This is a genomic window from Lutibacter sp., from assembly GCF_041596795.1.
In the GTDB taxonomy this organism is placed as follows: Bacteria; Bacteroidota; Bacteroidia; order Flavobacteriales; family Flavobacteriaceae; genus Lutibacter.
Genome location: NZ_JBFHHX010000003.1, coordinates 1 through 16,546, shown reverse-complemented (window position 1 = coordinate 16,546; position 16,546 = coordinate 1). Strand labels below are relative to the sequence as shown.

General features: G+C 29.7%; 21 protein-coding genes. 17 read left to right on the top strand and 4 right to left on the bottom strand.

The genetic code is table 11. The features are described from left to right. Nucleotides 1–6: 6 nt before the first annotated feature. Nucleotides 7–1,323, bottom strand: coding sequence for a M16 family metallopeptidase (locus ABY298_RS00760; RefSeq protein WP_372744069.1), 1,317 nt, complete (start codon nucleotides 1,321–1,323; stop codon nucleotides 7–9). A 325-nt stretch (nucleotides 1,324–1,648) separates the two neighbouring features. Here ABY298_RS00760 and rplU point away from each other — a divergent pair, with 325 nt between their 5' ends. From rplU to ABY298_RS00710, 10 genes are all read left to right on the top strand, one after another. After that, nucleotides 1,649–2,143, top strand: coding sequence for a 50S ribosomal protein L21 (gene rplU / locus ABY298_RS00755; RefSeq protein ID WP_372744068.1), 495 nt, complete (start codon nucleotides 1,649–1,651; stop codon nucleotides 2,141–2,143). A gap of 27 nt (nucleotides 2,144–2,170) precedes the next feature. Continuing rightward, a complete protein-coding gene (gene rpmA, locus ABY298_RS00750; RefSeq protein ID WP_372744067.1) occupies nucleotides 2,171–2,431 on the top strand; it encodes a 50S ribosomal protein L27 in 261 nt (86 codons plus the stop codon). 85 nt (nucleotides 2,432–2,516) lie between these two features. Beyond that, nucleotides 2,517–3,749 (top strand): 3-deoxy-D-manno-octulosonic acid transferase, encoded by a 1,233-nt coding sequence (locus tag ABY298_RS00745; protein WP_372744066.1) that lies wholly within the window; start codon nucleotides 2,517–2,519, stop codon nucleotides 3,747–3,749. Continuing rightward, the gene (locus ABY298_RS00740) at nucleotides 3,746–4,381 is read left to right on the top strand and encodes a Crp/Fnr family transcriptional regulator (protein WP_372744065.1); all 636 of its coding nucleotides are present in this window, start codon (nucleotides 3,746–3,748) and stop codon (nucleotides 4,379–4,381) included. The genes ABY298_RS00745 and ABY298_RS00740 overlap by 4 nt, the downstream gene beginning before the upstream one ends. A 72-nt stretch (nucleotides 4,382–4,453) precedes the next feature. Then, nucleotides 4,454–5,011: a YeeE/YedE family protein gene (locus ABY298_RS00735; protein WP_372744064.1), complete on the top strand. Its 558-nt coding sequence runs from the start codon at nucleotides 4,454–4,456 to the stop codon at nucleotides 5,009–5,011. An 11-nt stretch (nucleotides 5,012–5,022) separates the two neighbouring features. Further along, complete coding sequence (locus tag ABY298_RS00730) at nucleotides 5,023–5,436, top strand: DUF6691 family protein (protein ID WP_372744063.1); 414 nt, start codon at nucleotides 5,023–5,025, stop codon at nucleotides 5,434–5,436. A gap of 11 nt (nucleotides 5,437–5,447) precedes the next feature. Then, nucleotides 5,448–6,080 (top strand): Crp/Fnr family transcriptional regulator, encoded by a 633-nt coding sequence (locus tag ABY298_RS00725; RefSeq protein ID WP_372744062.1) that lies wholly within the window; start codon nucleotides 5,448–5,450, stop codon nucleotides 6,078–6,080. Next, a complete protein-coding gene (gene moaA, locus ABY298_RS00720) occupies nucleotides 6,080–7,066 on the top strand; it encodes a GTP 3',8-cyclase MoaA (protein ID WP_372744061.1) in 987 nt (328 codons plus the stop codon). Before ABY298_RS00725 ends, moaA begins: the two co-directional genes overlap by 1 nt. Further along, nucleotides 7,066–7,722 (top strand): phosphoribosylanthranilate isomerase, encoded by a 657-nt coding sequence (locus tag ABY298_RS00715; protein WP_372744060.1) that lies wholly within the window; start codon nucleotides 7,066–7,068, stop codon nucleotides 7,720–7,722. The genes moaA and ABY298_RS00715 overlap by 1 nt, the downstream gene beginning before the upstream one ends. 1 nt (nucleotide 7,723) lies before the next feature. Then, a complete protein-coding gene (locus ABY298_RS00710; RefSeq protein WP_372744059.1) occupies nucleotides 7,724–8,917 on the top strand; it encodes a molybdopterin molybdotransferase MoeA in 1,194 nt (397 codons plus the stop codon). Nucleotide 8,918: 1 nt separating this feature from the next. Here the strand turns inward: ABY298_RS00710 and ABY298_RS00705 are convergent, their stop codons facing one another. After that, the gene (locus ABY298_RS00705) at nucleotides 8,919–9,521 is read right to left on the bottom strand and encodes a DUF4230 domain-containing protein (protein ID WP_372744058.1); all 603 of its coding nucleotides are present in this window, start codon (nucleotides 9,519–9,521) and stop codon (nucleotides 8,919–8,921) included. An 83-nt stretch (nucleotides 9,522–9,604) separates the two neighbouring features. Between ABY298_RS00705 and moaC the strand changes: the two genes are divergently transcribed. Genes moaC through ABY298_RS00680 form a run of 5 tightly spaced genes read left to right on the top strand, consistent with a single transcriptional unit; the run spans nucleotide 9,605 to nucleotide 14,864 of the window. Continuing rightward, nucleotides 9,605–10,081 carry a cyclic pyranopterin monophosphate synthase MoaC gene (gene moaC / locus ABY298_RS00700; RefSeq protein WP_372744057.1) on the top strand — a complete coding sequence of 159 codons (477 nt, stop codon included), beginning with the start codon at nucleotides 9,605–9,607 and terminating at the stop codon, nucleotides 10,079–10,081. Continuing rightward, complete coding sequence (locus ABY298_RS00695) at nucleotides 10,074–11,186, top strand: NTP transferase domain-containing protein (RefSeq protein WP_372744056.1); 1,113 nt, start codon at nucleotides 10,074–10,076, stop codon at nucleotides 11,184–11,186. The genes moaC and ABY298_RS00695 overlap by 8 nt, the downstream gene beginning before the upstream one ends. Continuing rightward, a complete protein-coding gene (locus ABY298_RS00690) occupies nucleotides 11,179–12,015 on the top strand; it encodes a DUF1835 domain-containing protein (protein WP_372744055.1) in 837 nt (278 codons plus the stop codon). Before ABY298_RS00695 ends, ABY298_RS00690 begins: the two co-directional genes overlap by 8 nt. Further along, nucleotides 12,015–13,094, top strand: coding sequence for a ThiF family adenylyltransferase (locus ABY298_RS00685; protein ID WP_372744054.1), 1,080 nt, complete (start codon nucleotides 12,015–12,017; stop codon nucleotides 13,092–13,094). The genes ABY298_RS00690 and ABY298_RS00685 overlap by 1 nt, the downstream gene beginning before the upstream one ends. Next, nucleotides 13,095–14,864, top strand: coding sequence for a DNA mismatch repair protein MutS (locus tag ABY298_RS00680; RefSeq protein WP_372744053.1), 1,770 nt, complete (start codon nucleotides 13,095–13,097; stop codon nucleotides 14,862–14,864). On the opposite strand, the gene ABY298_RS00675 is transcribed toward ABY298_RS00680, so the two are convergent. Then, the gene (locus ABY298_RS00675) at nucleotides 14,861–15,286 is read right to left on the bottom strand and encodes a molybdenum cofactor biosynthesis protein MoaE (protein WP_372744052.1); all 426 of its coding nucleotides are present in this window, start codon (nucleotides 15,284–15,286) and stop codon (nucleotides 14,861–14,863) included. The two genes, ABY298_RS00680 and ABY298_RS00675, sit on opposite strands and share 4 nt — an antisense overlap. Nucleotides 15,287–15,359: 73 nt before the next feature. On the opposite strand from ABY298_RS00675, the gene ABY298_RS00670 reads away from it, so the two are divergent. Continuing rightward, nucleotides 15,360–15,635: a DUF3817 domain-containing protein gene (locus ABY298_RS00670; protein ID WP_372744051.1), complete on the top strand. Its 276-nt coding sequence runs from the start codon at nucleotides 15,360–15,362 to the stop codon at nucleotides 15,633–15,635. Here the strand turns inward: ABY298_RS00670 and moaD are convergent. Continuing rightward, nucleotides 15,632–15,874, bottom strand: a complete 243-nt coding sequence (moaD, locus tag ABY298_RS00665) for a molybdopterin converting factor subunit 1 (RefSeq protein ID WP_372744050.1) — start codon at nucleotides 15,872–15,874, stop codon at nucleotides 15,632–15,634. The two genes, ABY298_RS00670 and moaD, sit on opposite strands and share 4 nt — an antisense overlap. 156 nt (nucleotides 15,875–16,030) lie before the next feature. Between moaD and ABY298_RS00660 the strand changes: the two genes are divergently transcribed. Then, on the top strand, nucleotides 16,031–16,546 hold a 516-nt coding region (locus ABY298_RS00660), incomplete at its 3' end, for a 4Fe-4S dicluster domain-containing protein (RefSeq protein ID WP_372744049.1).

Here is a 16,546-nt window from a genome sequence, read left to right as displayed (position 1 = left end):
TTTTAATTATTCACTTTTAGCTTTTAGGTAATCCATTTCAACGCGATTGTTTGCATTTAACAATTCGTTAGCAACACGTTTAATGTCTTCTCTGGTAATTGAACGATAAATACTTAATTCATCATTTATTAAATGAGCATTTCCTTTTAACATGTAGTTAGTAGCTAAAGTGCTAGCAATATTTTCAACGCCAGAATTTGAGTTTACAAAGTTGTTTTCAAATTGATTTTGAAGTTTTTGATATTCTTTTTCAGAAATTAATTCAGTTTGAAGTTTTACAATTTCATTGTTCATTTCAGTTGCTAAATCATCTAAAGAAGTTTCTCCCATTGGTAAAGCGCCCATAATATAGGTTCCGTAATCTTCTTGAGAATCGTTAAAAGCTAAAACTTGTAATGCTTTTTTCTCTTCAACTAGTTTTTTATACATTCTAGAACTTTTACCACTTGTTAAAATAGATGATACCATATCTAAAGCATATGCATCTTTATCTTTGCTTGATGGAGTTCTAAAAATAAATAATTTAATAGGGATTTGGATATTAGAGTCGGTTTCAGTTACGGTTTTAGCTATAACAGCATCTTCTTTAATATTTACTCTTTCTACAACGTCACCTTTTGGAATGTCGCCAAAATAATCTTGTATCATTTTTTTAGCATCAGCTGTTTCAAAATCTCCTGCAACAACTAGCACTGCGTTATTTGGTGCATAGAATTTTTTATGAAATGCTAAAAACTCGTCTAATTGAGCAGCATCTAAATCCTCCATACTACCAATTACAGAGTTTTTATAAGGATGTTTGCTAAAAATATGTTTATTAATTCCTGTTCTGTAAATTATTTTGCCATAAGGAGCATTGTCAATTCTGGCTCTTTTTTCTTCTTTTACTACTTCATTTTGAGTATCTACACCATCTTGATTAATTACAGGGTGTAACATGCGCTCAGACTCTAACCATAATCCTAATTCTAAATTGTTAGATGGAAAGGTTTCATAATAATAGGTTCTGTCTTGTGTAGTGTTTGCATTGTTTCTTCCTCCATTTGCAGAAACTATTTTAAAAAACTCTCCCTTTGGAATGTTTTTAGTTCCTTCAAATAATAAATGCTCAAAAAAGTGTGCAAATCCAGTTCTTCCTTGCACCTCGTCTTTTGCACCAACATGGTACATTACAGAAGTAGTTACTACTGGTGCTGAATTGTCTTGATGTAAAATTACATGCAAACCGTTGCTTAAATCGTATTCTTCAAATTCTACTTTTTGTGCAAAAATGCTTGCACTGATAAGTAGTGTTAAAAAACTTACTAGATAAATTTTTCTCATAGTTGTTAATAGGTTAAATTAAATTGAGTATGGCTAATAGGTCGCCAATATGTTAAACTTGTTACAGTTCTTGTTAAAGATAAAAAAAGGGTATGGGTAATATTCATAGCAAAATCCATAAACTCAAATTTATTAAAGATTTTTGATTTTTTTGATGTTCTGCAAAAAATTAACTGAAATTTAAGATTGAAAATCCTAATAAGCTATTGCAGAGAGTATTCTTATAAGAAAGTTTTGCTAAAAAAGAAAAAAGAATTATATTTGCACCCGCCTTAAGAGAAAGGTGAAATTAATTAATTAATAAAGCGAATATAAAATAAAGCTTATGTATGCAATTGTAGAGATAGCAGGGCAGCAGTTTAAAGTAGCAAAAGACCAAAAGGTTTACGTTCACCGCTTACAAGAAGAAGAAGGAGCTCAAGTTTCTTTTGATAAAGTTCTTCTTTTAGAAAATGGTGGAAATGTAACAGTTGGCGCCCCAGCTATAGAAGGAGCCGAAGTAACGGCAAAAATCTTAGGTCACTTAAAAGGTGATAAAGTTATCGTTTTCAAAAAGAAACGTAGAAAAGGATACAAAGTAAAAAATGGTCACAGACAATCTTTTACTGAAATCCAAATTGAAAGTATTGCAGCAAGTGGCGCAGTAAAAAAAGCACCAGCAAAAAAAGCTGAACCTAAAGCTAAGGAAGTTGCAGCAGCTCCATCTGAAGATTTAAGTTCAATGACTGTTGCTGAGTTAAAAGAGTTAGCTAAAGATAAAGGTATTTCAGGATACACTACTTTAAAGAAAGCTGAATTAATTGAAGCATTAACTAACTAATATTTACAATTTTAAAACCATAACATCATGGCACATAAAAAAGGAGTAGGTAGTTCGAAGAACGGTAGAGAATCAGAATCGAAACGACTAGGAGTAAAAATATTTGGTGGACAAGCTGCAATTGCAGGAAACATTTTAATCCGTCAAAGAGGAACTCAACACCACCCTGGTGAGAACGTATATATGGGAAAAGATCATACATTACACGCAAAAGTGGATGGTTTGGTTAAATTCCAAAAAAGAAAAGACAACAAGTCTTATGTTTCTATTGAGCCTTTTGAGGTTTAATACATAGATTTTTATTGATTTAAAACTCCTTTACTTTTTAAGTTTAGGAGTTTTTTTATGCTCATATTTTGTAACTTTGAAACGTATGTACATATTATATAATATACTGGTTTATAAAGTAAGTCTAGCGCTTAAATTTATTGCGCTTTTCAGTAAAAAAATAAAACTTTTTATTGATGGAAGAAAAGGTACATTTTCAAAGCTAGATGCAACCATTTCTGCAACGGATAATGTTATCTGGGTTCATTGTGCTTCTTTGGGTGAATTTGAGCAAGGAAGGCCAATTATTGAAAAACTAAAAATAGAACATCCGTCAAAAAAAATAGTTCTTACTTTTTTTTCACCATCTGGTTATGAGGTTCGAAAAAATTATGAAGGAGTAGATGTTGTTTGTTATTTACCTTTAGATACAATTTATAATGCTCAAAAATTCTTAGACATTGTGCGTCCGGAAATTGCCATTTTTGTGAAATATGAATTTTGGCCAAATTATTTAAACGAACTAAAAAAGCGAGCTATAAAAACAATTCTAGTTTCTGGAATTTTTAGAGAAAATCAATCTTTTTTTAAATGGTATGGAAGTTGGATGCGAAAGTCGTTACAATCATTTTCTCATTTTTTTGTACAGGATCAAAAGTCTGAAATGCTTTTAAAATCTATTAATTTTAGTAATGTTACGGTAAGTGGAGATACGCGTTTTGACCGTGTTTTTGAAATTACCAAACAAAACAATCAATTAAGATTTATTGAAGAGTTTAAGAATAACAAGTATACATTGGTTGCCGGAAGTACTTGGAAAGAAGATGAAGATATATTGGTAGATTATATCAACAATACAGCTTCAGAAAATGAAAAATTTATTATAGCACCACATAATATTAATCAACAGGCTATTTTAAATTTAAAAAAATCAATTTCAAAAAAAGTTGTTTTATTTTCCGAAAAGGAAGTTGGAAACCTAAAAGATTTTCAGGTTTTTATTATTGATACAGTTGGTATTTTAACTAAAATTTACAGTTATGCGGATGTTGCCTACGTTGGAGGAGGTTATACAAAATCTGGGGTTCATAATGTTTTAGAGCCTGCAACTTTTGGTGTTCCAATTGTAATTGGGCCAAATTATTATAAATTTAATGAAGCGGTAGAATTAGTTAAAAACGAAGCTTGTTTTGTAGTAGATAATTCTCAAAAATTATCCGTACTTTTAAACGAATTTTTATTGCCAAATGGCATAAGACAGAAAGCAGGAAAAAAAGCTCAAGCATATGTTGAAAATAAAACTGGAGCTACTAATAAAATTTTAAATTATTTAAAATGATAAGAGAAAAATTAGACAACTACTATTCGTTTGTTTTTGAAAAGGAATTATTAGATGAAATTGAGCAAATTGGTGTTTATAAAAAATTACGTGAAAACGAATTATTAGTTGATTTAGGTGATAAAATGAAAGGAGTTCCGCTATTATTAGATGGAGCTATTAAAATTGTACGAGAAGATAAAAAAGGAGAAGAAATTTTGTTGTACTTTTTAGAACGTGGAGATACATGTGCTAGTTCTTTTGCAAGTGCAATTTCTAATGGAAAATGTGGGATAAGAGCCATTGCTGAAAAAGAATCTGAAATTATATTTCTTCCAAAAGAAAAACTGGATGAATGGTTAGTGAAGTATAAATCATGGAGAAATTTTGTTATTGACAGTTACAATATTCGCTTAAACGAAATGATGGAAACTATAGATACGTTGGCGTTTATGCGTATGGATGAGCGTTTGTATAAATACTTGAAAGATAAAGCGCAGATAATGCGCGAAACTTCATTAAATACAACACATCAAGACATTGCTTATGATATGCATACATCACGTGTTGTAATTTCAAGATTGTTAAAACAACTTGAAAATGAAGGTAAAATTAAGCTGAATAGAAATAAAATTGAAATACTTGAGTTTTAACCTATGTAACATAAGTTACACAACAGCATAATTTATAGAATACTTTTATAAAACTAACTAATTAAATAAATTATGGAATTTATTACTCAACCTTGGGCTTGGTACGTCGCAGGTCCGGTTATTGCAATTGTCATGTTTTTATTGTATTATTTTGGTGAACGTTTTGGAGTTTCATCAAATTTAGAGACTCTTTGTTCTATTGGCGGCGCAGGAAAATTTGTTGATTACTTTAAAATAGACTGGAAAGAAAATGCTTGGAATTTAATTTTTGTTGCGGGAGCCATTGTTGGAGGATTTATATCTTATTATTGGCTTACTCCAAATGATGTGGTAGCTTTAAATCCACAAACTGTACAAGATTTAGCCGATATTGGAATTCAAAATGCAGGCGCTTCTTATTTACCCGATGAAATTTTTAGCATAGATACAATGCTGTCGTTAAAAGGCTTTTTAATTTTAATAATTGCTGGTATTATGGTTGGCTTTGGTGCTCGTTGGGCAGGTGGCTGTACTTCTGGGCACGCAATTGTTGGATTAAGTAATTTAGAGTTACCTTCTTTAATTTCAGTCATCGGATTTTTTATTGGAGGTTTAGTAATGACTTGGTTTATTTTACCACTATTATTTTAAAAAGGAACGGCATGAAATTCATTAAATTTTTTTTAGTAGGTATTCTTTTTGGAATAGTAATGAGCAAAGCTGAAATAATTTCGTGGTATAGAATTTACGAAATGTTTAAATTTCAATCGTTTCACATGTATGGAATTATTGGTTCGGCGGTTGTTTTAGGAATGATAAGTATGTTTTTATTCAGAAAAAAAATGGTAAAAACATTTGAAGGAAATGATATTCATATCACTCCTAAAAAAGTGGGATTGTATAGAAATTTATTGGGAGGAATATTGTTTGGTTTAGGTTGGGCATTAGCTGGTGCTTGTCCAGGACCAATGTTTGTATTAGTTGGTAGAGGAGTGGTTTCTATTTTAGTGGTTATATTTGGAGCAACTTTAGGAGCCTTTTTGTATGGATTGCTAAAAGATAAGCTACCACATTAAATTTATTTTTGATGAAAATTAACGAAATTGTTGCTCAAAATTTCTCTACTATATTTGAAGATAATTTAAGGCAAGAAATTTGTAATTATGGCATTTTAAAAAAAGCAGATCCCGATAAAATTATATTAGAAATACGACGAGAAATTGAATTTATTCCATTCATAGTTTCTGGGGTAGTAAAAGTAATGCGACGTGATGGAAAAGGAAATGGAATTTTTTTACATTATTTAACTACACAGCAAACAAGCGCTTTAGCAATTACCTACGCTTTACAAAATAAAATTAGCGACATTAGGCTGAAAGCCGAAAGTACTATTTCTTACATAACCGTTCCTGTAAAAACCGTAAATTCGTGGTTTGTAAAATATAATTCGTGGCGATCTTATTATTTTCAATTAAATTATAAGCAAACATCTTTCTTAATAGAGAAAATTAATGATATTGCTTTTGAAAATTTAGAATTTAGATTGTTGAAATATTTAGAACAAGCTAGTGTTGTTTATAATGATAATACTATAAATAGAAAACATTTTGACATTGCGCGCGATTTAAAAGTATCGAGAGAAGCTATTTCCAGAGTTTTAAAAAAAATGGAAAAAGATGAAATTATAAGTTTAGGAAGAAATAAAATTATACTTAATTAATGGAGTTAAGGGATAAATTTGGTAGAAAAATTTCGTATTTACGTTTAGCGGTTACAGATCGTTGTAATTTGCGTTGCCAATATTGTATGCCTGCTCAAGGAATTGATATTGTTGATAGAAAAGAACTACTTTCCTATAAAGAAATGTACAGAATAACACGTGTGCTTTCTGAATTAGGTGTAAATAAAGTGAGATTAACGGGAGGGGAACCATTTGTAAGAAAAGACTTTATAAATTTTTTAGAATCATTATCCTTTAACAATAAATTAGATGAAATAAACATCACTACAAACGGTGCTTTAATTTCAAATTATATTGATAAGCTTGAAGAGTTAAACATTAACGCGATAAATTTAAGTATTGATAGTTTACACAAAGAAAAGTTTGCTAAAATTACACGTAGAGATGTTTTTGAAAATGTATTTGATACTTTTGAAAAGCTTGAAAAAAGCAAGTTAAAATTAAAACTGAATGTAGTAGTGCAATCTGGTTTTAATACCAATGAAATTATTGATTTTGTAGAACTTTCCAAAGATAAAGATATTGCAGTTCGGTTTATTGAAGAAATGCCATTTAATGGGAAAGGGCAAAGAGAAATGCAAGAAGTTTGGAATTTCAATAAAATAATTAATCATATTAAAGATAATTATGCCGATGTTGAATCGGTTATATCAAAAAAATCTTCCACTTCAAAAAATTATAGAATTCCTAGTTATAAAGGAACTTTTGGAATAATTCCAGCGTTTACAAGAACCATTTGTAACGATTGTAATAGAATTAGAATAACAGCAACTGGAATGTTTAAAAACTGCTTGTTTGATGGTGGCGTTTTTAATGTGCGCGATTTTATTAGAAATGGAGCAAGTGACGATGATTTAAAAGAATTGTTTATAAAAACTGTACATCATAAACCAGAAAACGGATTTATTGCCGAAGCCAATAGAGGAAATGATGTTTCTGAAAGTATGTCTACAATTGGCGGATAATGAAGAAAACTCACATAAAAATTTGTTGCATTAGCAGTATTCAAGAAGCAAATTTGGCAATTGATGCAGGCGCTTCATCTATAGGTTTGGTTGGGAATATGCCAAGCGGACCGGGAATTATTTCAGACGAATTAATAGCCGAAATTGCAATTTCTGTCCCAAAAAATATTGAAACTTTTTTGTTAACTAGTGAAACTAAAGTTGATGAAATTATAAAACACTATTCAAAAGTAAAAACAACTACTATTCAATTGGTTGATGCATTAACAGAAGGAACTCATGCGCAATTGAAAGCTGAACTTCCTAACGTAAAAATTGTTCAGGTTTTACATGTATTAAATGAAAAATCTATTGAGGAAGCTATGGAAATTTCATCAAAAGTTGATATAATTTTACTAGACAGTGGAAATCCAAATTTAGCAACTAAAGAATTAGGAGGAACTGGGCGAGTTCATAACTGGGAAATAAGTAAACAAATTGTAGAAAATGTGAATGTTCCAGTGTTTTTAGCTGGTGGATTAAATCCTTTAAATGCTAAAAATGCAATTGAACAAGTTGGCGCTTTTGGATTGGATTTATGTAGCGGAGTAAGAACCAACGGAAAGTTAGATTTACAAAAATTAAATGCATTTTTTAGTGCTATAAAAAGTAATTAAAATGGAATTAACAACGGTTAAAGAAGCGCTTCAAATAGTTTTAAACAATTCGGAAGATTTTGGAATTGAAGAAATTGATTTTTTGCACTCTTCTGGTAGAATTTTAAAGGAAAATATTGTTGCAGATAGAGATTTTCCTCCATTTAACAGAGTTAGTATGGATGGAATTGCTATTTCATCAACAGCTTTTAATAAAGGAATTCGCGCTTTTAAAATTGAAGGAATTCAAGCTGCTGGAAGTCCGCAAATATCACTAAAAAATTCTGAAAATTGTATAGAAGCAATGACTGGTGCTGTTTTGCCAAAAAATACTGATGTTGTTATTCAATATGAACTATTAACTATAAAAAATAACGTTGCAACTGTACAATTAGAAACTTTAAAGGAATTTCAAAATGTGCATTTAAAAGGGTTGGATAGAAAGCAACACGATGTTTTAATCCCCAAAGACACTTTAATTTCTGCAGCTGAAATTAGTGTTTTTGCAACGGTTGGAAAAGCCAAAATTAAAGTTGCTAAACAACCAAAAGTTATAATTGTTTCTACTGGAAATGAACTGGTAGATGTTAATCAAATTCCGGCAGAACATCAAATTAGAAGAAGTAATGTGTATGCACTGGCTTCGCTATTAGAAAAACTTCATATTAAAGCTGAAACCGCTCATATTAAAGATGATAAAGAAGTGTTAACTTCAAAAATTAAAGTTTTTTTAACTGAGTATGATGTATTGCTTTTTAGCGGTGCAGTTTCAAAAGGGAAATTCGATTTTATACCTGAAGTTTTAGCGGAATTAGGAGTTGAAAAATTATTTCATCAAGTTGCTCAGCGGCCAGGAAAGCCTTTTTGGTTTGGTAAAAAGCAGCATAAAACTGTTTTTGCTTTTCCCGGAAATCCAATATCAACGTTTGTTAGTTGTGTTAAATATTTTTATCCTTGGTATTACAAATCTGTTGGTTTAGAGTTTCCTAAAAGTGAAGCAATTTTGGCTGAAGATTTTTACTTTAAACCTAGTTTAACCTATTTTTTACAAGTTAAATTACATCAAGAAAATGGAAGTTTATTTGCAACGCCAATTACTGGAAAAGGATCTGGAGATTTAGCAAATTTAGTAAATGCAGATGCTTTTTTAGAGTTGCCAGCTAATAAAACCAACTTTGCTAAAGGTGAAATTTTCCCTATTATTAACTATAGATAAATTAATCCTTAAAAGTATTTTGGTCAATATTTAAGCCAGTATGATCAACAAATTCCCAATCTAAAAGAGTCGTCATTTTATATATTTTTTTCAATTCTTCAACTAATTGAATTCGTGCTTTTTCTTTTAAACTAGCAATATCAGAAGCTTCTTTTATTTTTTGAATACTTCTGGCGTGCACCTTGTTTAATTCTTCTTTGGTAAACGTATTAAAAGTGCTTTGTTCAAAATCGAAATATGAAATTTTAGGAGAAATAAAAACTTCTTCCTTAGGAATGTAATTTATAATAACTTTTTTGTTAATGGTGTCTGTTTCAATTTTCATTTTAGATAAATCATATGAAATTTGAATGTTGGCTTGCACCGCTAAAATCACTTTTTTATCAAAAGAAAATTGTTCAATTAAAAAATATTTCGATTTTTCATAATTGTACATTTGAGAAAACGTACTTTCAACAACCACCAATTTACGAACGTTTTTTATTTCGTTTAATATTATTTGGGTTTGTTCTTTTTCGCTATCAGAAAGATCTTTTTTAAGGTAGAAATAGGCAACCAACGCGCCTATTAAAAAAATGATTGCATAACTTAAAATCTTTCTCATTTTACTTAAATTTTGACCGAAATTAAGCTTTTTTCAATTAACTTTATACCTTGCATAAAAAATTTAATTAACGAAGTAAAAATATGAGTGATTTTTCACATATCAACAAAAAAAACCAACCAAAAATGGTGAATGTTGGTGATAAAAAAGTTACTAAAAGGAAAGCAATTGCACAGGCAATAATGTTTTTAGGCACCGAAATTATTGCGCATTTTCAAAATAATGAATTGATAACCAAAAAAGGTCCTGTTTTTCAAACAGCAATAATTGCTGGAATTCAGGCAGTTAAAAAAACTTCTGATTTAATACCTATGTGTCATCCGCTGTTAATAAATGGCGTTGATATTACTATTGAAATAATAGACAATGAACATATTGAAATACTTTGTACAGTTTCTATGGAAGGAAAAACTGGTGTTGAAATGGAAGCCCTAACAGGTGTAAATATTGCTGCTTTAACGGTGTATGATATGTGTAAAGCGGTTTCTCAAAAAATGATAATTAAAGAAGTGAAGCTGTTGGAAAAAACAGGTGGAAAAAGTGATATTAAAAATGGGTAAACATCAAAAACACGCAAAACTGAAATTACGCGATAATGATAATTTTGGGTTTAACGAGATATCAATTGTTGGTACAAAATGTGATGTAATTTCTAATTTGGTTGAGCAGGTTTCACACCAATTAAACACATATAAATTGGCTTATTTTGATGCTTCTCATAACGATTCAATTGAATCGCATCCTATGGAAACGTTTACATTTCATCATAAAGGAACGGCCAATATTTTAAAGAATTCTAATGTAAATAAATTTAACCAACGGATTCAGTTTTCACAGTATGATTTGTTGTTTATTAACGGAAATCATTATGAAGGTGCAAAGCAGATTTTAGTGTTAGATTCTACTAAAGAAGCTTCTGTTTTAAAAAGATTAAACCAGTTAAATAATATACAGTTTGTTATAAAATTAACAGACGACTCAAAATATTTTGATTTTTTGGTGGAGCACAATCCACAAATTAAAAATTTAATGTGTTATTCTATTAATGATATTGATAAAATTTCTAAACACATAGAGAATTTAATCAAACAAAAAATAGCACCAATTCAAGGCTTGGTATTAGCTGGTGGTAAAAGTACCAGAATGGGAACAGACAAAGGAACGCTGCAATTTTACGGGAAAAATCAACGCGATGTAACTATTGATTTGTTAGAAAAACATCAGTTAAAAACATTCCTTTCGGTTAGGGAAGAGCAGGAAATTTCAATTGAAAATAAAATTACCGATAAATTTATTGGGTTAGGTCCGTTTGGTGCAATTTGTTCTGCTTTTCAGGAAAATCCAGATGTTGCGTGGTTGGTGTTGGCAACAGATTTACCTTTTGTAAATGATGAAGTTGTTCAGTTATTGTTAAAGCATAGAAATCCTTCAAAAATAGCCACTACAATTAAAGGGAAAAACACTCAATTTCCAGAACCTTTAATTACAATTTGGGAACCAAAAAGTTATCCGTTATTATTAAATTATTTGAGTCAAGGGTATTCTTGTCCACGAAAAGTATTAATTAATTCTGATGTTGAAATTATTGAAATTGATGATAGTTTAATTAGAAACATTAATACTCCTGAAGATTTTAAAGCTGCACAAAAAGAAATTAATGGTTAAAACAGTTCATGTACTTAACGGTGATGCAATTTTGCCAATATTTAAAAAATCTAATATACAAGGCGATGTTGTAATTTGGCGAGAAATGTTGTGCGATGGTCCATTAGATACCATTGTTGCAAGTGATGAATTTTGGAAAAAGAGATATGCTTTTTTTGAAGAAAACTTTGCAGTTAGCAAGTTAGAATATTTTGATAAAACCATAAAAGAACTTTTAAAAATTGATGATTTAGCGGAGTATGATGAAATTGTAATGTGGTTCGAATTTGATTTGTTTTGTCAAGTTAATTTAATTGCATTGTGTTCGTATTTACTTCAAAATTATAGAAAAGATGTAACCTATCATTTAGTTTGTCCGGGAAAAGTAAAAGGGAAAGAAAGGATGCAAACCTTAGCTGATTTCACATCAGAAGATTACAAAAAATTATATGAAAACCGTCTTAAAATAAGTAAAAACAACTTAATATTTGCCGATGAAAGTTGGAAATTATATGTTGAAAATAATGCTGAAAAATTAAAAAAATTCAACTTTAAAAAATGGTCAAAGTTTGAGTATTTACAATTGGCAATAAATGAACATTTAAAAAGATTTCCGCAAGAAAACGGATTGAATGAAATTGAAAATAAAATAATTAAAATTGTTGCTACTGAAGCATTAACATCTGCTGAGATAGTTAAAAAATTGCTTTTTTGGCAACAAGAAAATACTGTTTATGGTTTTGGCGATTTGCAATATTTTACGTACCTTAATATGTTAAAGAAATACTTTGTAATAAAAGATGAAAAGTATTATTTAAATACGGTAGGAAAAAATTTAATAAACCTATAATGGACTTTAATAAAGAGTCATATTTTCAAAGGCAAACTACGCTAACCGAAATTGGAATAGCCGGACAAGAATTGCTGCAAAAAGCCAAAGTTTTAGTAATTGGTTGCGGTGGATTAGGAAGTCCAATTGCAATTTATTTAGCTACAAGTGGTATTGGAGAATTACATTTGGTAGATTTTGATACGGTTTCTGTTTCAAATTTACATCGTCAGGTTTTTTTTAAAGTAAAAGATGTACATCAGCCAAAAGTAGAAATTCTTGCCAAAGAAATAGAAAAAAGAGCACCTTTTACAAAAGTTTCGTTTACCAATAAATCGGTTAACAAAAATTCTATTTTAGAATTAATTTCTAAGTATGATGTGGTTGTTGATGGAACGGATAATTTGCAAATTAAATATTTAATAAATGATGCTTGTGTGCTTCAAAAAAAACCACTGGTTTATGGTTCGTTATACAAGTTTGATGGCTATGTGGCAACGTTTAATGTATTAAATGGAGATGGAGATTATACAACTAATTTACGTGATGCTTTTCCGGAAATTGCTACCGATATTCCTAATTGCGAAGAAGCCGGCACTTTAAATCCTATTGTTGGTATAATTGCGCTATTACAAGTAAATGAGGTAATAAAACTAATTACCAAAACTGGTAAATTATTAACCAATCAATTATTGATTTATAACGCGCTGGACAATAGTCAATTAAAAATTAAATTAAAGAAAAATAAAGCTTTACTAATTTCAAATATTTTTAGAGATTCTAATTATTTAGATGCACATTGTACAACCCAAGATAGTGCTTTGTTAATATCATCATCCAAATTAAAAGAGAAAATTGGTGATGAAAAATTAGAAATTATAAGTGTAATTAATAATCTTCAAATAAGTCTTCCATTTCAAGTTCAAAAAAAAATTCCTTACAAAGAATTTGATATTGAAAAGTTTTTTCCAAATTTTGACAAAACTTATATAATTGTTTGTACAAAGGGAATTACAAGTTACGATGTAACCCAAAAAATTAAAAATAAATTTCCTGATTTATGCGTATTTAGTTTATTTGAAGGAATTGATAAATATTAAATGCAAAACCCAACAGAATTCTACAACAACCAACTTAGTGCTTTAATAGTTGCATCTTCTAAAATAAAAAAGAAATTGTACATTTCTAGTATGCTACGGTTTTTTACTTTTTTAAGCATAATTTTAGGTGTTTATGTATTTTTTGGAAACTATACTGCAGTTACTTTTGTTGTAGTTTTAGGAATAGCTTTGTTTGTTTTTTTAATTTTAAAACATACTAATTTACAGTATACATATAATTTAAATAAAGCTTTAATTAAAATTAATAACTTAGAGTTAAAGGTATTAAACAGAGATTATTTGTCTTTAAAAGATGGAAGAGAATTTGTAAATACAAAGCATCCGTTTAGTTACGATATTGATTTGTTTGGGAAAGGTTCTTTTTTTCAATATTGCAATAGAACAATTACTGTTGAGGGCGAAAAAGAATTGGTTGCGGAATTAACTTCTAATTCAATTTCAAGCATTGAAACCAAACAAAAAGGAATTAAAGAATTAAGCGAAAAGCCAACTTGGCGACAAAATTTTTCTGCAATTGCTAGTTTGGTAAAAGTAGAGCATCCAGCAATTGAAATTGTAAATTGGATTCATAATTATAACTTTGTTTTCCCTAAATTTATTTCCTTTTTTCCAGCAGTGTTTTCAATAATTTCAATTGGAATTATTGTTTTACTTGGGTTGCAATTAATTCCTGCAACAATACTATTACTTTGGCTTTTTACGGGTTTAGGAATTTCTGGTTTGTATTTAAAAAAAGTGAATGAATTATATAAAAATACTGGTTATGCCAAAGATACTTTTAAACAGTATTATAAATTATTGAAAGAAATTGAAGATGCCACTTTTACATCTGAAATATTAAAAAGCAAACAACAAGAAATACAATCTGAAACTGAAAAAGCTTCGGTTATTTTTAAAAAATATTCCAAATTGTTAGATGCGCTTGATCAGCGAAATAATGTAATAATTGCTGTTTTTGGAAATGGCTTGTTTTTAAGAGATATTCAGCAAGCTTATCAAATAGAAAAGTGGATTAAAACCTATAAATCTAAAGTAGAGAGTTGGTTTCAAGTAATTGCTTTTTTTGATGCGCAAAATTCACTGGCAAATTTTGCATTTAATCACCCAAATTATGTTTTTCCAACCATTAACACTAGTAATATTGTTATAAACGCAACAGATTTAGGGCATACATTATTAAAGGAAGCACAAAGAGTAGATAATAATTTTACAATTAAAAATCAAGAGTTTTTTATTATTACCGGTGCAAATATGGCTGGTAAAAGTACGTTTTTAAGAACCGTTTCCTTATCTATTGTTATGGCAAATGTTGGGTTGCCAGTTTGTGCCAAAAATTTTGAATATAGTCCAATAAAATTAATTACAAGTATGCGTACCACAGATTCATTAGCTGATGATGAATCGTATTTCTTTTCAGAATTAAAACGCCTTAAATTTATTGTTGATGAAATAAAAACAGCTAATTATTTTATCATTTTAGATGAGATTTTGAAAGGAACCAATAGTACAGATAAGGCAATTGGATCTAAAAAGTTTGTTGAAAAATTAGTAGCTTCAAATTCTACCGGAATTATTGCAACGCACGATTTAAGTTTATGTGAAATAGCGCAAGATTTGCAAGAAATCAAAAACTATTATTTTGATGCGGAAATTATAAACAACGAACTAAACTTTGACTATCAATTAAAAGATGGAATTTGTAAAAATATGAATGCTTCTTTTTTATTGAAAAAAATGGAAATAATTTAAGGGTGCGAATTCACCCAAACTTCGCCATCTTCAAAATGTTCTTTTTTCCAAATAGGAACAGTTTCTTTTAAGGTATCAATAGCAAATTCACACGCTTCAAAAGCCGCTTTTCTGTGTGCCGATGAAACTGCAATAATTACAGGAATTTCTCCAATTTTTAATTCGCCAACCGCATGATGAATGGCAATTTTATGAATTTCAAATTTATCCAAAGCAGTATTCGCAATTTTTTGCATTTCTTTTATGGCCATAGGTTTATAACCGCTAAAATCTAATAAAGTAACTTCTTTATTTTGCGTAGCATTTCTAACGGTGCCAACAAATAAAGCAATACCACCACACGTAGCATCTTGTACAAAATTGTAGCAATCTTGCAGATTTAAAGTTGATGAAGTAATTTTTATTGAAGATCTATTTTCCATTTTTTAAGATAACGTTTACAAAGTTAAGAAATCAAAAGTGTATTTTTGCGGCTACTACTAAAATATTGAAATCATGAAAAAAACATTTAGAATAGTTAGCTGGTTAGAAGGCGTGTCGTATTTATTGTTGTTATTTATTGCAACCCCAATTAAATATTTAGCAGGGATAGATTCTTTTGTTAAATTATTAGGAATGCCACATGGCTTACTTTTTATTGGCTATGTTATTTTGGCAATTGTATTAAAATATGAATTAGAGTGGAAATCAAAAACATTTTTCACGGTTTTAGTAGCGTCAATTATTCCTTTTGGCACTTTTTATATCGATAAAAAATACTTGAAAAATTAACCGCCACTTACCGGCGGAATAATAGCCACAACATCATTTTCATTTAAAATTAAAGCATCATCGGCGTATTCTTCATTTACAGCTATAGCAAATTGATGCAAATTTTTTAAACCACTAAACTTTTCAACTAAAACATCTTTTAAATTTTTAACAGATGTTTTGGTTGCTATTTCCAAATTCATAGATTTTTCTCCGGTTAAATCTGTTGTAATTCCAAAAAACAGTATTTGAATCTTCATAATTTTTTTAAATGATTTGACAAAAATAGGTGATTTATAATACAATAAAGAATCATTTTATTTAAAACCATTCTAAATAAATTAATATGTGATGTTAGTTACAAAACTAATATTCTTATAACCTAACTTTGATAGAAGTCCAAATATATTTTAAAAATGAAGTATGGTTTTATAATTGATAACCGAAAATGTATAGGTTGTCACGCTTGTACAACTGCTTGTAAATCAGAACACGATGTTGCTATTGGTGTAAACAGAACGTATGTAAAGCAAGTTGAAAAAGGTGAGTTTCCTGATACACGAAGAATTTTTTCAGTAATGCGTTGCAACCATTGTACAGATGCACCTTGTGTAGAAATTTGTCCGGTTGAAGCCTTGTATACGCGTGAAGATGGAATTGTAGATTTTGATAACAACCGTTGTATTGGTTGTAAATCTTGTATGCAAGCGTGTCCATATGATGCCTTGTATATTGACCCAGATAATAACACAGCAGCAAAATGTAATTATTGTGCGCACAGAGTTGATGTTGGTAGAGAGCCAGCTTGTGTAGCCGTTTGTCCAGAACATGCAATTATTGCTGGTGATATGCACAACCCAACCACTGAAATTTCACAATTATTAGCTCGTCAAGCGGTGAAGGTTAGAAAACCAGAAAAAGGAACCAATCCC

What these genes read in the sequence shown, in the direction of transcription:
- moaA (WP_372744061.1), top strand. Translation starts at nt 6,080, where the DNA reads ATGGAGTTAAGGGATAAATTTGGTAGAAAAATTTCGTATTTACGTTTA.
- ABY298_RS00690 (WP_372744055.1), top strand. Translation starts at nt 11,179, where the DNA reads ATGGTTAAAACAGTTCATGTACTTAACGGTGATGCAATTTTGCCAATA.
- rplU (WP_372744068.1), top strand. Translation starts at nt 1,649, where the DNA reads ATGTATGCAATTGTAGAGATAGCAGGGCAGCAGTTTAAAGTAGCAAAA.
- ABY298_RS00710 (WP_372744059.1), top strand. Translation starts at nt 7,724, where the DNA reads ATGGAATTAACAACGGTTAAAGAAGCGCTTCAAATAGTTTTAAACAAT.
- ABY298_RS00680 (WP_372744053.1), top strand. Translation starts at nt 13,095, where the DNA reads ATGCAAAACCCAACAGAATTCTACAACAACCAACTTAGTGCTTTAATA.
- ABY298_RS00675 (WP_372744052.1), bottom strand. Translation starts at nt 15,286, where the DNA reads ATGGAAAATAGATCTTCAATAAAAATTACTTCATCAACTTTAAATCTG.
- moaD (WP_372744050.1), bottom strand. Translation starts at nt 15,874, where the DNA reads ATGAAGATTCAAATACTGTTTTTTGGAATTACAACAGATTTAACCGGA.
- ABY298_RS00670 (WP_372744051.1), top strand. Translation starts at nt 15,360, where the DNA reads ATGAAAAAAACATTTAGAATAGTTAGCTGGTTAGAAGGCGTGTCGTAT.
- ABY298_RS00695 (WP_372744056.1), top strand. Translation starts at nt 10,074, where the DNA reads ATGGGTAAACATCAAAAACACGCAAAACTGAAATTACGCGATAATGAT.
- ABY298_RS00735 (WP_372744064.1), top strand. Translation starts at nt 4,454, where the DNA reads ATGGAATTTATTACTCAACCTTGGGCTTGGTACGTCGCAGGTCCGGTT.
- ABY298_RS00760 (WP_372744069.1), bottom strand. Translation starts at nt 1,323, where the DNA reads ATGAGAAAAATTTATCTAGTAAGTTTTTTAACACTACTTATCAGTGCA.
- rpmA (WP_372744067.1), top strand. Translation starts at nt 2,171, where the DNA reads ATGGCACATAAAAAAGGAGTAGGTAGTTCGAAGAACGGTAGAGAATCA.
- ABY298_RS00745 (WP_372744066.1), top strand. Translation starts at nt 2,517, where the DNA reads ATGTACATATTATATAATATACTGGTTTATAAAGTAAGTCTAGCGCTT.
- ABY298_RS00715 (WP_372744060.1), top strand. Translation starts at nt 7,066, where the DNA reads ATGAAGAAAACTCACATAAAAATTTGTTGCATTAGCAGTATTCAAGAA.
- ABY298_RS00725 (WP_372744062.1), top strand. Translation starts at nt 5,448, where the DNA reads ATGAAAATTAACGAAATTGTTGCTCAAAATTTCTCTACTATATTTGAA.
- ABY298_RS00730 (WP_372744063.1), top strand. Translation starts at nt 5,023, where the DNA reads ATGAAATTCATTAAATTTTTTTTAGTAGGTATTCTTTTTGGAATAGTA.
- ABY298_RS00740 (WP_372744065.1), top strand. Translation starts at nt 3,746, where the DNA reads ATGATAAGAGAAAAATTAGACAACTACTATTCGTTTGTTTTTGAAAAG.
- moaC (WP_372744057.1), top strand. Translation starts at nt 9,605, where the DNA reads ATGAGTGATTTTTCACATATCAACAAAAAAAACCAACCAAAAATGGTG.
- ABY298_RS00685 (WP_372744054.1), top strand. Translation starts at nt 12,015, where the DNA reads ATGGACTTTAATAAAGAGTCATATTTTCAAAGGCAAACTACGCTAACC.
- ABY298_RS00705 (WP_372744058.1), bottom strand. Translation starts at nt 9,521, where the DNA reads ATGAGAAAGATTTTAAGTTATGCAATCATTTTTTTAATAGGCGCGTTG.